Origin of the sequence: Moritella marina ATCC 15381, from assembly GCF_008931805.1 — a bacterium.
Classification (GTDB): Bacteria; Pseudomonadota; Gammaproteobacteria; order Enterobacterales; family Moritellaceae; genus Moritella; species Moritella marina.
Window position 1 is genome coordinate 4,217,075 of the sequence record NZ_CP044399.1, and the last position, 14,886, is coordinate 4,231,960.

A 14,886-nucleotide genomic window follows, 5' to 3' on the forward strand; every position below is an offset into this window, starting at 1 on the left:
GTTGCTGCAGGAATTTTTATCACATCATGGTATGCTAAATCCAGTATAACTAATTGAAACGAGCCCATGAACTTAAAACAGCAAATTACATTAGAACAAAATAAATTGGAATTAGCCGTTACTCAAGCACTCGACATCGCCAAAAAAGCGGGTGCGAGTGCGGCTGAAGTAGCTATTTCACGACAAACTGGTTTGTCTGTGAGTACGCGCATGGGTGAAGTTGAGAATGTTGAATTCAACCATGATGGCGCGTTAGGTATTTGTGTATACCGCGGTCAACGCAAGGGTAATGCATCAACATCTGATCTAAGTGAAGCGGCAATCCAGAGTACTGTTGCGGCGGCGTTAGATATCGCCTTGCACACAGCTGAAGATGAATTCGCTGGTTTGGCTGATCGTGAGTTGATGGCATTTGAACCCGAAGACTTAGACTTATGTCACCCGATTGAGATTAAGCCTGAGTATGCGATTGAGCAAGCTTGCCTGACTGAACGTTTAGCCTTAGCGCAAGACTCACGTATTGTGAATAGTGAAGGTGCGTTTACCAGTCACAGCAGTATTAAAGTCTACGGCAACAGCCATGGCTTGATAAATGGCTACGCGAGTACGCGCCATAGCATGAGCTCAGTTTTGATTGCTGAAGAAGATGGCGCAATGGAACGTGATTACGGCTACTCAATGGCCCGTGACGCAAGTAAATTGTGGACACCTGAACAGATTGCTACTGAAGCAGTTAATCGCACTGTAGACCGTCTAGGCGCTCGTAAGATTGATACCTGTAATGTCCCTGTGATTTTCCACCATGATGTTGCCAGCAGTTTAATGGGTCAACTTGTGATGGGTATCAGCGGCGGTAGCTTATACCGTAAATCATCATTCTTACTTGATAAACTCGGTGAGCAAATTTTTCCTGAATGGTTAAACATTCAAGAGCGTCCACATATTAAAGGTGGTTTAGCGTCATCTATGTATGATGCCGAAGGCGTGCGTACCAAAGATTTAAATGTGGTTGACCAAGGTATCTTAAACAGCTACTTATTAACGAGCTATAGCGGCCGTAAATTAGGCATGCAAACAACCGGTCATGCTGGTGGTATCCATAACTGGAACGTCACCGGTAAGGGTGAAACACTAGGTCAACTTTGTCGCCAAATGGGCACCGGTTTATTAGTGACGGAGTTGATGGGGCAGGGCGTGAATATCGTTACTGGTGATTATAGCCGTGGCGCGTCAGGTTTCTGGGTTGAAAACGGTGAACTGCAATATCCTGTGCACGAGATCACGATCGCGGGTAACTTAACGGACATGTTCAAAAACATTGTCGCAGTGGGTAAAGACGTCGATGTGCGTAGCAGTATCCTAATGGGGTCAACACTACTAGAATCAATGCAGATCGCGGGTAACTAGTCTGCTGCTTAGCGATGTACTGAGCTGCGAATAGAATCTAAAAAGCCTGTGTTATTAAAACACAGGCTTTTTATTTACAACGAATAAATACCAGCACTTATCAGCATATACGCTTATTCGTTTTAAATTGATTATGAACCGTAAACCAAGGTCGCCATGCCTAAGAAGGCAAATAGACCGACAACATCAGTGACCGTTGTGAGTGCCATACCGCCTGCTAATGCCGGGTCGATATTGTATTTTTTCATCACCAGTGGGATCACTACACCAGCGAGCCCCCCCATCGCCATATTAATAAACATCGCGCCACCAATGATCAGCCCCAGTGACATGTCGCCTTTCCATAATGAAACGATAATCGCGATAGAGATAGCCCAGATAGCCCCATTCAGCGCCCCAACCATGGCTTCTTTACCAATCAACCAACGACTATTTTCATCGCTAATATGGCCAACTGCCATACCACGAATCACCAGTGCAAGGGTTTGATTACCGGCAATGCCACCCATACTTGGTACTATGGTCATTAAAATAGCCAGTGTTGCTAGCTGCTCTAACGTTGCTTCAAACATATTAGATACGGATGCAGCGGTGAGTGCCGCAACTAAATTAACCCCAAGCCAGAGCGTACGACGTTTGGTACTTTGGATGACAGGGGCAAAAGTATCCTCGTCATCATCCATACCGGCCATACCCATCATGTCATGCTCGGCATTTTCACGAATAATATCAACCACATCATCAATGGTAATACGACCGAGTAATTTTCCTGAATCATCGAGTACCGGCGCTGATATCCAATCATGACGCTCAAACAATTTGGCTACTTCAGACGTATCCATCGTAGCTGGTAAGGTTTCTGCTTCGCGATCCATAATGGTGCTAATAACACTGTTAGGATCAGTCGTGAGCAGCATTGCTAACGGTACATCGCCAATTAATCGGTCATCTTTATCTACAACGTATAGCGTATCTGTGGCTTCAGGTAATTCTCCACGCAAACGAATATAACGTAAGATCACATCAACAGTGACATCTGGACGTAAAGTAATGGTGTCCGTATCCATGATACTGCCCGCAGTATCTTCTGGATAGGCCATCGCCGCTTCTAGACGATGGCGATCTTGGGTATCCATTTGCGTGATAACTTCTTGATAGATGCTGTCGGGTAGACTACGGAGAATATTCGCGAGGTCATCGGTATCTAACCCTTCCGTTGCGGCGACCAGTGATTCAGTATCCATCAGTTTTAGAATACTGGTTTTGGCATCTTCATTTAGCTCATCAAGGATCTCACCTTGCATTTCAGAGTCTGTTAATCGCCACAAAACCTTACGACCAGCTGGTGGTGATGATTCGAGTAATAATGCAATATCACAAGGGGGCGTTTGGTTGAGCATTCGTTTTACGTGAACAAACATACCGCTGTCGAGCGCTTCATTCATTTCACTTAAACGCAGGTGTGTGCTGTCATGCTCCATTTGTTCTAGCATATGTCGTCCCCATTCTTATTATTCTTGTGCAAGACCTTGCCCACTGATGCGGACAATTCTAGCTTAATCAGTATTTATAATCAGTATTTACATAAATTATCATAATGCATTATATGGTATTGATAATACGTTGGTTAAGTAAGTGCTTAGCTGATCTTATGTTTGTTTTTCTCTAATGTCTGATGTCGAGTTTGTACGATACGGTCTTGCAGTTTAAAGCATTTAGCTAATTGCTCTGCAATAAAGACAGAACGGTGTTGACCGCCAGTACAACCTATTGCAACAGTGACATAGCTGCGGTTATTTTTTTCTAACAGGGGGAGCCAAGTCGTCAATAAATTTTCGATTTGCAGTGCAAAGCTCATCACTTCGGGTTGTTGGCTAAGGTAATTAATGACTGGTTCATCCAAGCCTGTGTAAGGCTTTAATTCTGGGATCCAGTGTGGGTTAGGTAAAAATCGTACATCGAATACGTAGTCTGCGTCCATTGGCAGGCCATGTTTGAAACCAAATGATTGGAAGACCAAGACCAACTGATTATTTTTCTTACCCAAAATACGTTCTTTGATTTGCTCGCTAAGCTCATGAATATTAAGCTCGGTGGTATCGATTTTTAAATCAGCATGCAAGGCGATAGGGCGTAAGCGCTTTTCTTCTATTTCAATTGCTTGAGATAGTGATAGCTCATCTTTGGTTAATGGATGCAGTCGTCTGGTTTCGCTGTAGCGTTTAATAAGCACTGCTTTATTGGTATCCAAGAATAAACTGGTTAGATCGGTGCTGGCTTTTAGGGCCGCTATAATGTCATTTAATTCTTGTTTATCAGTTGGCAGATTACGGACATCGATACTAACCGCTACTTTTTCAGTTTTTTCATTTAAGGTTTGCAGTAGCTGTGGGAGCAAGGTAACAGGTAGGTTGTCTACACAATAGTAGCCTAAGTCTTCAAGTACCCGTAATGCAATTGACTTACCGGATCCTGATTGGCCGCTGACGATTATTAATTTCATGTTCTGTCCCCATATCTGCGCAGCGAATATATCATTACTATAGTTAAAATTAGGTTGCTAATTTTAAACCTGCAATAATATAAAAGAATGCTCATTATCCCGTAATTGATGTGGATATGATATGTTTTAATTATGTCAGCACTATTAATACTTCAAGTATTACTTAAAGTAATACCTAAAGGAAAAGTGGTTTTCCTTTAGGTTATTTGTTGTGGGGCTAAAATTAATGGCGAATTAATTTTTCTTTATGTTTAATGACTTGTCTATCGAGTTTGTCCATTAAGCCATCAATGGCTGCATACATGTCGTTATGTTCATGTACGGCAAAGATTTCACCCCCGCTTAACTGTATTTTGGCTTCTGCAACTTGGAGTAGTTTTTCGACATTTAAAATAACATGAATATTGTTGATGTGATCGAAATGTCGTTCTAATTTGGAAAACTTACTATCAACGTAATCTTTCAGTGAATCTGTAATGTCTACATGTCTACCTGTTAAATTAATTTGCATATACGTCTCCCTTATGAAGGTTGGGTGAGCCCTATAACAGACTCTTGCGCTGATTAGATGGTGGTATGCTCAGTGCTTCTCGATACTTTGCAATCGTACGTCGAGCGACCTTGATACCTTGATCAGCAAGTAAATCAGCAATCTTACTGTCACTTAATGGTTTGCTGACATTTTCTGCCGCGACCAATTTCTTAATTAATGCGCGAATAGCGGTTGATGAACATTCGCCACCGTTATCTGTGCTGACATGACTTGAAAAGAAAAATTTCAATTCAAAGATCCCACGCGGAGTATGCATAAATTTCTGCGTTGTCACTCGTGATATCGTTGATTCATGCATTTCGACTTCTTCGGCAATATCGTTGAGTACCATTGGCTTCATAGCTTCATCGCCATACTCAAAGAAATCCATCTGCCGTTGTACGATACTTTTTGTTACTTTTAGTAAAGTGTCATTACGACTGTCTAAACTTTTAATGAACCACTTGGCTTCTTGTACATGGGTACGAACAAATTGCCCATCGCTACTGTTGCGGTTGCCAGTCGTAAGATTAGCATATTCATTGTTCACCTTTAATCTTGGCACAATGTCAGGATTTAACTCTACCACCCATTGATTATTTTTTTTCTTTACGAGCACGTCGGGTATAACGTACAGTCCTTCTGTTTGATCAATGACATTACCTGGTCTTGGTTCCAAGCTCTGAATTAATTGCATGATCTCTTTTAGCTGTGGTTCTTTTAATTTTGTTTTACGGCTTAATTGACGGTAGTCGCGATTACCTAATAAATCCATATGAGATTGAATAATTTGCTGACATTCGCTTAACCAAGGGGTATTTTTAGGTAAATGCTGGAGTTGGATCAATAAACACTCTTGTAGTGAACGTGCTGCTACACCGATGGGGTCAAAGTGTTGAATACGTTTTAGTACGGCTTCGACTTCATCTAATTCAATCTTAGCATCGTTGTTGGCATCGACTTCTTGGTGGTCGATATCCACGCTGTTGAGGATCTCCTCGCAAGTTTGAGTCAGATAACCGTGGTCATCAATACCATCAATGATGGCGACCGCAATCGCGCGATCAATGTCAGAAAAAGGGGTGAGTTCCATTTGCCACATTAAATGTTCGTATAAACCTTCGCTGGTTTCACCTTGGTAAACTTGATCTAGGCCATCAATCCCGGCACTGCCACTACTGTGATTTTGTATTTGTGGGGTGTAAACGTCATCCCAATTACTGTCATTAGGGAGTTCATCGGGCATAGATTCGCTGGCAAGCGCATCACCGACTTCAATTTGACTGCTATCGGTCAGCGCGGCATCATGATTGGCGTCATTGCTCTGATCATCATGCGCGTTATGATTATCGACGTCGTTAGCGGCCGACTCGTGGGGCTCTTCTTGTTCTAATAGTGGATTGCTATCTAGCGCTTCTTGGATCTCTTGCTGTAACTCCAAGGTCGATAATTGTAATAATCGAATCGCTTGTTGTAACTGTGGCGTCATTGCCAGAGATTGACTCATCCTAAGTTGTAATGATGGCTTCATCTAACGACTACTCTCTCTTCCTTAATGCGGCTAAGTATCCATATCAAACTATATTTGGAACTGATATCAAACTATAGTCGGAATTGATCTCCAAGATAAACTTCTTTTACTTTTTCGTTGGATAAAATTTCTTCAGAGGTGCCTGAAGCGATCAAATGTCCATGACTAACAATATATGAATGTTCACATACATCAAGCGTTTCACGTACGTTATGATCGGTAATTAACACACCTAAACCACGATCACGCAAATGCTGAATGATTTTCTTAATATCGCCCACTGAAATTGGGTCTACACCGGCAAATGGTTCATCTAATAAAATAAATTTAGGATCTGCGGCGAGTGCGCGGGCTATCTCTACACGACGACGTTCACCACCCGATAAGCTCATGCCTAAACTGTCGCGGATATGGGTTATATGGAATTCTTCTAATAATTCTTCTAACTTCTCTTCGCGTTCAAAACGGCTTAATTCTGTGCGTAATTCTAAAATCGCCATGATATTCTTTGTTACCGATAAGCGTCGAAAAATAGAAGCTTCTTGCGGTAAGTAACCAATACCTTGCTGTGCGCGAATATGCATCGGCTCATGGGTTAACTCTTGGTCATCGATGAAGATTTGTCCATGATCTCGTTTCACCAAGCCTACCACCATATAAAAGGTGGTGGTTTTACCGGCGCCGTTAGGCCCAAGCAAGCCAACAATTTGACCTGATTCAACTTCCAGACTCACATCTGAAACAACTTTTCGTTTGTTGTAACTTTTTGCTAAGTGTGATGCTTTTAAACGCGCCATATGAATTTACTTACTCTACTTAGTTTTGGTGTCTTCAGGAGTGAAAATAGTGATCACGCGATCGGATTCATTTTTGCCACTCTCGGCTATCATTTCTTGTTTATCAATTTGGTAGATGATCTTATCACCTTTAACTTCACTATCTGCTTGGCGTAAACGGGCATTCTTTGACAAGGTTAGGCGTTTTCTGCCAAGTTCGTAGCGGATCTCGTTAGACTCGGCGTTAATTTTTTTACCGTCATCAAGTTCTTGGTAAAAAGTGGCTACGTTCCCTGTCGCGATCATTACTTCTGTGCCTTTGCCGCCAGAACTTAATACCGTTAGTTTATCCGCATGTATTAATATAGTGCCTTGCGTTACGACCACATTATCATAAAAGATAACGCGGTTCTCTTTAATAAACACTTCTTGACGCTTGGCATTTACGACAACATTTTCTTGGAAGTCAGACTCTAATGCGAGCGCTGAATTACTCATGAATAATGTTAACAGTAAAACTTTATATTTTTTCATCATTAGTATAAATCGCTTTAACTTGCTTAAGGATTGTCATGTATTCTTGTTTTAAATCACCTTCCAGGCCAATGCCTGTCTGATTAAACAAGTTGCCTGTAATGGTAATTAATTGATCACTACGCACCAAATTTTTGGCGAGCTCTAATTGTAAATAACTGGTCGTGATGACATCAATATAATCATTTTTTGCCATGTTTGTGATGATAACATCATTGCGTAATGTCGCGACATCTTCACTACTGAAGTTGCCTTCTTTGGCTTGGATCTTCCACGTCGCTTGTGCATTCTCATCATAAAGGATAATAACGGGGTTAGTGAACATTGTCATGCCTAACTCACCATAATGCTCCATGCTATCGGCAAAAATGCGACGCATGATTTTTCCATCAAGGTTGAATTCTACGCTACGTAGCACTTGCGCGGTAAAATCAGGCTGATATTCGGTCGATGTTGGTGCGGTTATTTCTTCATTAGGCGAAAAAAATCGCCATACCCCAAGGGCACACAAAAAGAGGATTACTATTCCTACATTTTGTCGATTCATACCGAAGTACCTTGTGCTTGATCTAAAATCCCTTTCGCTAATAATATCAGGTCTGCGAGTTCTCTTACTGCGCCAAAACCACCGCGAATAGAGGTGCTAAAATCAGCGCCCTTTTTGACTAACGGATGGGCATCTGCCACTGCGACACTGAGTCCACATAGATTCATTACCGGTAAATCGATAACATCATCACCAATATAGGCAACATGCTCAGGTGATATGTTTAATTTTTCAAGTAGCATATTAAAGGCAATGACTTTGTTATCTTGGCCTTGATAGACGTGTTTAACCCCTAAACCTTGCATGCGATTAGCGACGATAGTTGATTGACGGCCGGTGATCACCGCAACGTCAATACCTGCATTCAGTAGCGATTTAACACCAAAACCATCGCGGGTATGGAATGCTTTCAGCTCTTCGCCATCGTTTCCCATATACACTCGACCGTCAGAAAAAACACCATCTATATCGCAAATAAGTAGTTTTAATGTTTTTGCTTTCGTTAAAATATCTTGTGAGATTGGACCGTATAAAGTGTTGATCATTTTATAGTACACCTGCGCGTAGTAAGTCATGCATATTGAAGGCGCCGACCGGTTCTTGTTGTTCATTAACGACAATTAAGCCATTAACTTTCTTACTTTCCATGACGGCGAGGGCTTCTGCAGCCAATATATGTTCATTAATAGTAACACATCTTTCAGTCATTACTGCACTGATAGGGGTTTGGTGAATATCTATACGCGCATCTAAAATACGACGTAAATCCCCGTCAGTGAAAATACCAACCAGCTTATCGGCGTTTGTGACAGCTGTCATCCCGAGACCTTTTCGAGAAACTTCTAATAAAGCGTCGGAGATAGTTTCGTTTTGTTGCACGCTTGGTATGCCATCACCTTTATGCATAATATCGGAAATACGCAGTAATAATTTTCGGCCTAAGCTACCGCCGGGATGAGACAAAGCAAAGTCATTGGCAGTAAAGCCTTTGGCTTCAAGTAAAGAGACGGCAATGGCATCACCCATTACGAGGGTTGCCGTGGTGCTAGAGGTTGGTGCTAACCCTAATGGGCAAGCTTCTTTATCGACCTTAACACATAAACTAACGCTTGCTTCGCGAGCCATGGTTGAATTGGTATTACCGGTTATCGCAATGATCGGTATGCTTAAACGGGTTAATACTGGATATAGCGCTAATATTTCATCAGACTCACCAGAGTTCGAGAGGGCAATAACCACATCTTCGCGTTCGATCATACCCAGGTCGCCATGGCTGGCTTCACCGGGGTGGACAAAGAATGCAGGCGTTCCTGTACTGGCGAGTGTCGCCGCAATCTTATTCGCAATATGTCCAGATTTCCCCATGCCAGTGACAATCACTTTACCTTTACAAGCGATTAGCAATTCACAAGCGGCTGTAAAGGTCGTATCAATATATTGACCTAGTTGCGTGATCGCTGCGGCTTCGATTTCAATGACATTAAGCGCGCTTTGACAATAGTTAAACTGGCTTGACATGGTTATCCCCTAATAAAATATGATTTAATACTTAACTTAGAATATCAATAATGACTAGATACTACTAAATATAATAATTTGATACGCGACAAAACCTGCGAGTAGTATACAACCTTCAATACGGTTAATACGACTTGGACGGCCTCTAAAGCTTATGGCCATTAATAACATCACAATGGTTGCACCGAGCATGTAGTAGAAGTCACGACTAATAATAGCGGGGTCAATCATGCCTGGTGCTAAAATACCGGGTAATGATAATACGGCTAAAATGTTGAAGATGTTAGAGCCAATGATATTACCCATCGCGAGATCATCTTCCCCTTTTAAGACACCGGTTATTGATGCTGCAAGTTCTGGCAGGCTAGTGCCTATCGCAATAATAGTTAGACCGATAACTAAATCACTCATACCGTAGTACTGGGCGATCACCACCGCTGAATCAACCAAGTAACTCGAGCTCACAGGGAGGGCTATCATACCGAAAATTAACCAGGCAACCGCTTTCCAAGTTGGCAGGCCTTCTGGTACGTCATCATTGTGTTCCTCGGCAATCGGGTCGTTGCTTGGGCGCTTTAAGGCTAAAATGGTTAAGGTTAAAATAGTAATGAAGAATAATAATAATAAAATGACGCCTTCATACATTTCTAGCTTTAAATCCCAAAGTACAACACCGGCAAGTATCGTGGTAATTAATACCATCGGGATCTCTCGACGTATAGTTGCAGAACCGACGAGTAATGGTTTTAATAATGCGGTGAGGCCCAATACCAAAGTAATGTTGGTTATGTTTGAACCTATCGCGTTACCGATTGCCGTATTGGGGGCGCCATTAAGCGAAGCTGATATAGCTACCATCATTTCTGGTGCTGACGAACCCATTGCGACAATAGTAAGACCAATAATAAGTGGTGAGATACCAAGGTTACGGGCTAATCCGGCTGCACCATAGACGAATTTATCGGCACTGATGATTAGCCCAATCAATCCCAGAATTAAAATAATAATATTTGTAGTTAGCATCGACTAATTAAAAAGTTGATAAAAAAGAGCACTATTTTCGATCTTTTTTCACGGAAAGAAAAGCTAAATTGTGAAATCTTGTCGACTATAGAATGATCACAGCCTAAAAATCGCGACTTAGTGATACTTTTGGATTGTGTATTATAGCGATTGCTTTTAGAATACTGGGCTATTTTAATACTTTAGTTTTAAGCGCGATTCTCTCATTTAGAACGCCATTCACTTAAAACTAAACATGCTGCACTATCGTTTAAGGTCAGCTCACGATCGTGGTATGTAGAGTTTTTAACTTGGCTTAGAATGGCGGCATCATAGGATTTAAGTATTATGGATATTCAAGAATTAAAAACATTGCTGGAAAATGAGTATACGTTCCAGGAATTACACGTGAAAGGTGAAGGCAGCCACTACGACGTTATTGCTGTCGCCGAGATGTTTGTCGGTATGAACCGTGTAAAAAAACAACAAGCTATTTATGCGCCATTAAAAGAACAAATTGCATCAAATAGTATTCATGCGTTAACCATCAAGGCATATACACCTGAAGAATGGGTTCGTGAACGTAAATTTATATTACCTTCTTAGGCTGGATTAGAATGGATAAGTTTTTAATTAAAGGTCCTTGTCAGTTAAATGGCGATGTGACTATTTCGGGTGCTAAGAATGCGGCACTACCGATTTTATTTGCAACGTTATTAAGTGATGAAACTATCATTCTTAAGAATGTGCCAGAATTAAGAGATATTAAGACCACGTTACAGTTGTTACGTGAACTGGGTGCGCAAGCAGAACGTAATGCAGACGGTGACGTAGTTATCACTGCTGGTACGGTAAACTGTCAAAAAGCCCCTTATGAATTAGTTAAAACCATGCGTGCTTCTATTTTAGCGCTTGGTCCTTTAACGGCTAAATTCTCGACTGCAGACGTTTCTTTACCGGGTGGTTGCGCAATTGGCGCTCGTCCTGTGAATCTACATATTCACGGTTTAGAAATGATGCAAGCGAACATTAACGTTGAAGAAGGCTACATTAAAGCCCGCGTTGATGGTCGTTTAAAAGGCGCGCGTATCTTGATGGATATGGTCAGCGTGACGGGTACTGAAAATTTATTAATGGCAGCGGTACTTGCTGAAGGTATTACGACTATTGAGAATGCGGCGAGAGAACCTGAAGTGGTTGACTTGGCTAATTTCTTAAACTCGTTAGGTGCTAAAATCAGTGGTATTGGTTCTGATGTCTTAACGATTGAAGGCGTTGAAGCCTTGCACGGTGGTACTTATGCAGTACAACCTGATCGTATTGAAACGGGGACTTTCCTTGTTGCAGCAGCGGTGACGGGTGGCAAGATCACATGTCATAAAACAGACCCTTCATTACTGGATGCGGTATTGCTTAAGCTTGAAGAAGCTGGCGCAGCAATCACGACTGGCGATGATTGGATCACACTTGATATGCAAGGTCGCGAATTAAAAGCGGTAAATATCAAGACGGTACCTTATCCTGGTTTCCCGACGGATATGCAAGCACAATTCACGGTATTAAATACAGTGGCGAAAGGCACATCAACGATCATTGAAACGATTTTTGAAAACCGTTTCATGCACGTGCCTGAATTAGCGCGTATGGGTGCTGACATTGAACTGGAAGGTAATACTGCAATCTGTCGTGATACTGAGAGTTTGACTGGCGCACAAGTGATGGCTACAGACTTACGCGCATCAGCAAGTCTTGTTATCGCTGGTTTCCTTGCGACAGGCGAAACGACGGTTGAACGTATTTATCATATCGATCGCGGCTATGAGTTTATTGAAGATAAACTGCAAGGCTTAGGCGGTAATATTACCCGTATTACAGGCTAATATTCGTCGACGACTTGCAGGTTAATCCTTGTCGTATGAATAACGTGTAAGTGGTTATGATAAAAAAAAGGCGCATTGATATGAAGTGACCCCATTAAGTTGGACATTTTAGTTAAGCGGCTTGTAAGGCCTGGTTTCGATATTCTATCGGAGTCAGGCCTTTTAATTTGACCTTAATCCGTTTCGTGTTGTAATACTCGATGTATTCATCAAGCTTTTCTATCAATTCATCGGCATCTTTGAATTTCTGCCTATGATACATTTCTGTTTTTAATAAGCCAAAAAAGTTTTCTGCCACCGCGTTATCTAAGCAGTTCCCTTTTCTCGACATGCTTTGCGTCAGTCCATGCGCAGCTAGTTGTTTTTGATATCCCCTATGGCGATATTGCCATCCCTGATCGCTATGTACTATTGGCTTTGAATGCTCATCTAAATTATTGATAGCATCTCTTAACATATCAGTAACCAGTGGCAAACGGGCATCTTTAGCTATCTTATAAGCGACAACCTCTTTGGTAAATAGATCTATAACTGGTGATAAATAAACTCTCTGGTCCCTAACCTTAAATTCAGTGACATCGGTTGCCCACTTTTCATTTGGCTTAGTAGCATTAAAGTTTCGTTCAAGTACATTAGGTGCCGTTTTTCCAGCTCCGCCCTTATAAGAACTGTATTTTTTAGGTCTTACTGTCGATTTTAGATTTAATTGAGCCATCAGTCTTTGCACCGTTTTATGGTTTAGCATAAAGCCTTGCCTTTTCAGTGTTAAATGAATTCTGCGATAGCCGTAGCGACCTTTATGTTCATGATAAATTTCTTTGATAAGCGCTAACTCACGCTCATAAACATTCGGTTTTTCACTTACTTTTACTTGATAATAGAACACACTTTTAGCCAACTGAATGGCTTGAAGAAGGTGCTTTAGAGCATGTTTATTTTTGAGAGCTAAAACCGTTACCGTTTTTTCTTTGTTTGTCGGCGCTTTGCCTGCTCTAGCTCTTCCAACTTTTTTAACACAGCATTCTCTGCTCGTAGATAAGCAAGCTCTTCTTTCAGCTCTTCTGTTGTCATTTCACTATCTGGTTTTGTGGTCGTATTAGATTGTTTCATTTTAAGCCTACTTATTGAGGAGCGTTCAAGCCCTCTTAAGCCAAACTCGTTATATTTTTTTAACCATACAGAGAGCGTACCGGGAGAAGACTGATTTAATATGGCACTAGTGTGATTGAGAGACCATTCATTTGTCCACATTAATTTTAATGCTTGTAGCTTTGTTTTTGCATTGCTGGCATGCAAATTTGGCAGGAATGCATCTGTGCCATGAATTGCAAAGACTTGAGTCCAATATCGAATTAACTGAGAGGGTATTGATAGTTCATTCGCTAATATTCTAGATGACTTACCATCTAGACACTGTTGTGCAGTGATAAGTTTAAACTCACGGCTATATTTTGACATAAAAAAAAGACCCCTAATAATTGGTTGTCCAACTATTGGGGGTCAGTTCAGATATGCGCCTTTTTTTATATCGAATATTTATTATTGGTTTATTGCTGAGGTTGTAGAGCCTGCAATTCACCTAGGGTTACCGATATATCGAACTGCTTACCCTCACGTATAACGGTTAAGTTAATTTTTGCACCAGGACGCTGCTCGGCAACCGAATCCATTAACCAAATTACATTATCAACCTCGGCACCATTAAATTTGATGACCACATCACCAGAGATAAGACCGGCTTTTTCAGCTGGAGAATCTGGCGCAGTATTCTGCACGACTATGCCCTGATTGTCTTTTAATCCGAGTAATTTAGCCATCACTGTATTGATCGACGTCCCTTCTATACCTAAGTAGCCACGTATGACGCGACCATTTGCAATCAAGGCATCCATGATTTTAACGGCTAGTGGATAGGGGATTGCAAAGCTAATACCCATTGTTTCAACATTCTTTGCAACCTGAAAGGAAGCTGTATTGATACCGACTAGTTCACCTAAGCTATTCACCAGAGCACCGCCGGAGTTACCTTCATTAATTGCTGCATCAGTTTGTAAGAAGTTTTGATGGCCAGTGGTACTCATACCGATACGGCCCCGAGCACTGATAATGCCTTGCGTAATGGTTTGGCCTAAATTGTATGGGTTACCAATGGCAAGTACGACGTCACCAATGTTGGTTTGCTCGTGTTTACTTTGTGGAATGCTCGGTAGATTCTTAGCATCTATGTTGAGTACTGCGAGGTCGGTATAGCGGTCAAAACCAATTAACTCAGCAGTGAAGAATCGACCATCTTGTAGTGCGACAATAATTTGGTCTGCATCAGCAATAACGTGATAATTTGTGAGTAAATAGCCTTTTTTATTCATGATCACACCAGAGCCGAGACTTTGCGGGCGTAATGTCGCTTTACTGTTAATCGTTGATTTTTGGTAGGTGCGAGTATAGATATTCACAACAGAAGGTGCAGCACGCTTTACCGCAGCAGAAAAGCTCATTTGTTCATTAAGGCCTAATGAAAATGGCTGGCTGAGTGCTAAACCTTGCTTACTCTGTAATTGTGGTAACGCTAACAAGAGTACGGCGGCGACCGCAATACCGAGGAAGATACTTTTCGAAACATATGACCACAAATTTTGCACTGAAATATCCCTACGTT

General features: G+C 41.6%; 15 protein-coding genes and 1 pseudogene. 3 read left to right on the top strand and 13 right to left on the bottom strand.

The annotated features are described in order from the left end of the window. Positions 1-66: 66 nt before the first annotated feature. Positions 67-1,407 carry a metalloprotease PmbA gene (gene pmbA, locus FR932_RS19010; RefSeq protein WP_019440715.1) on the top strand — a complete coding sequence of 447 codons (1,341 nt, stop codon included), beginning with the start codon at positions 67-69 and terminating at the stop codon, positions 1,405-1,407. A gap of 131 nt (positions 1,408-1,538) precedes the next feature. On the opposite strand, the gene mgtE is transcribed toward pmbA, so the two are convergent. The 10 genes from mgtE to FR932_RS19060 all read right to left on the bottom strand — a co-directional run bounded on the left by mgtE (position 1,539) and on the right by FR932_RS19060 (position 10,371). Then, the gene (gene mgtE, locus FR932_RS19015; protein WP_019440716.1) at positions 1,539-2,900 is read right to left on the bottom strand and encodes a magnesium transporter; all 1,362 of its coding nucleotides are present in this window, start codon (positions 2,898-2,900) and stop codon (positions 1,539-1,541) included. A 146-nt stretch (positions 2,901-3,046) separates the two neighbouring features. Beyond that, entirely contained in the window at positions 3,047-3,910 is an 864-nt protein-coding gene (gene rapZ, locus FR932_RS19020; protein ID WP_019440717.1) for an RNase adapter RapZ, read from the bottom strand. 223 nt (positions 3,911-4,133) lie between these two features. Continuing rightward, positions 4,134-4,421 carry a ribosome hibernation promoting factor gene (gene hpf, locus FR932_RS19025; RefSeq protein WP_019440718.1) on the bottom strand — a complete coding sequence of 96 codons (288 nt, stop codon included), beginning with the start codon at positions 4,419-4,421 and terminating at the stop codon, positions 4,134-4,136. Between the two features lie 31 nt (positions 4,422-4,452). Continuing rightward, complete coding sequence (locus FR932_RS19030; RefSeq protein WP_019440719.1) at positions 4,453-5,973, bottom strand: RNA polymerase factor sigma-54; 1,521 nt, start codon at positions 5,971-5,973, stop codon at positions 4,453-4,455. 71 nt (positions 5,974-6,044) lie between these two features. Beyond that, positions 6,045-6,770 (bottom strand): LPS export ABC transporter ATP-binding protein, encoded by a 726-nt coding sequence (gene lptB, locus FR932_RS19035; RefSeq protein WP_019440720.1) that lies wholly within the window; start codon positions 6,768-6,770, stop codon positions 6,045-6,047. Between the two features lie 15 nt (positions 6,771-6,785). Further along, positions 6,786-7,286, bottom strand: coding sequence for a lipopolysaccharide transport periplasmic protein LptA (gene lptA, locus FR932_RS19040; protein WP_019440721.1), 501 nt, complete (start codon positions 7,284-7,286; stop codon positions 6,786-6,788). Next, entirely contained in the window at positions 7,270-7,830 is a 561-nt protein-coding gene (gene lptC, locus FR932_RS19045) for an LPS export ABC transporter periplasmic protein LptC (protein WP_019440722.1), read from the bottom strand. The genes lptA and lptC overlap by 17 nt, the downstream gene beginning before the upstream one ends. After that, positions 7,827-8,375 (bottom strand): 3-deoxy-manno-octulosonate-8-phosphatase KdsC, encoded by a 549-nt coding sequence (kdsC, locus tag FR932_RS19050; protein ID WP_019440723.1) that lies wholly within the window; start codon positions 8,373-8,375, stop codon positions 7,827-7,829. The genes lptC and kdsC overlap by 4 nt, the downstream gene beginning before the upstream one ends. Position 8,376: 1 nt before the next feature. Further along, complete coding sequence (locus FR932_RS19055) at positions 8,377-9,348, bottom strand: KpsF/GutQ family sugar-phosphate isomerase (RefSeq protein ID WP_019440724.1); 972 nt, start codon at positions 9,346-9,348, stop codon at positions 8,377-8,379. 54 nt (positions 9,349-9,402) lie between these two features. Continuing rightward, complete coding sequence (locus FR932_RS19060) at positions 9,403-10,371, bottom strand: calcium/sodium antiporter (protein ID WP_019440725.1); 969 nt, start codon at positions 10,369-10,371, stop codon at positions 9,403-9,405. A gap of 327 nt (positions 10,372-10,698) precedes the next feature. On the opposite strand from FR932_RS19060, the gene FR932_RS19065 reads away from it, so the two are divergent. Together FR932_RS19065 and murA are read left to right on the top strand one after the other, a co-directional pair. Next, positions 10,699-10,956, top strand: a complete 258-nt coding sequence (locus tag FR932_RS19065; protein WP_017221707.1) for a BolA family protein — start codon at positions 10,699-10,701, stop codon at positions 10,954-10,956. 11 nt (positions 10,957-10,967) lie between these two features. Beyond that, a complete protein-coding gene (murA, locus tag FR932_RS19070; protein WP_019440726.1) occupies positions 10,968-12,230 on the top strand; it encodes a UDP-N-acetylglucosamine 1-carboxyvinyltransferase in 1,263 nt (420 codons plus the stop codon). A 112-nt stretch (positions 12,231-12,342) separates the two neighbouring features. Here the strand turns inward: murA and FR932_RS19075 are convergent. The 3 genes and pseudogenes from FR932_RS19075 to degS form a co-directional block, all read right to left on the bottom strand. After that, positions 12,343-13,200 (bottom strand): annotated as a pseudogene (locus tag FR932_RS19075) (IS3 family transposase); the annotation flags it as partial. Then, complete coding sequence (locus FR932_RS19080; RefSeq protein ID WP_019443257.1) at positions 13,185-13,688, bottom strand: helix-turn-helix domain-containing protein; 504 nt, start codon at positions 13,686-13,688, stop codon at positions 13,185-13,187. The pseudogene FR932_RS19075 and the gene FR932_RS19080, both read right to left, overlap by 16 nt. 89 nt (positions 13,689-13,777) lie before the next feature. Then, positions 13,778-14,869 (bottom strand): outer membrane-stress sensor serine endopeptidase DegS, encoded by a 1,092-nt coding sequence (gene degS / locus FR932_RS19085; protein ID WP_019442635.1) that lies wholly within the window; start codon positions 14,867-14,869, stop codon positions 13,778-13,780. Between the last annotated feature and the right edge of the window lie 17 nt (positions 14,870-14,886).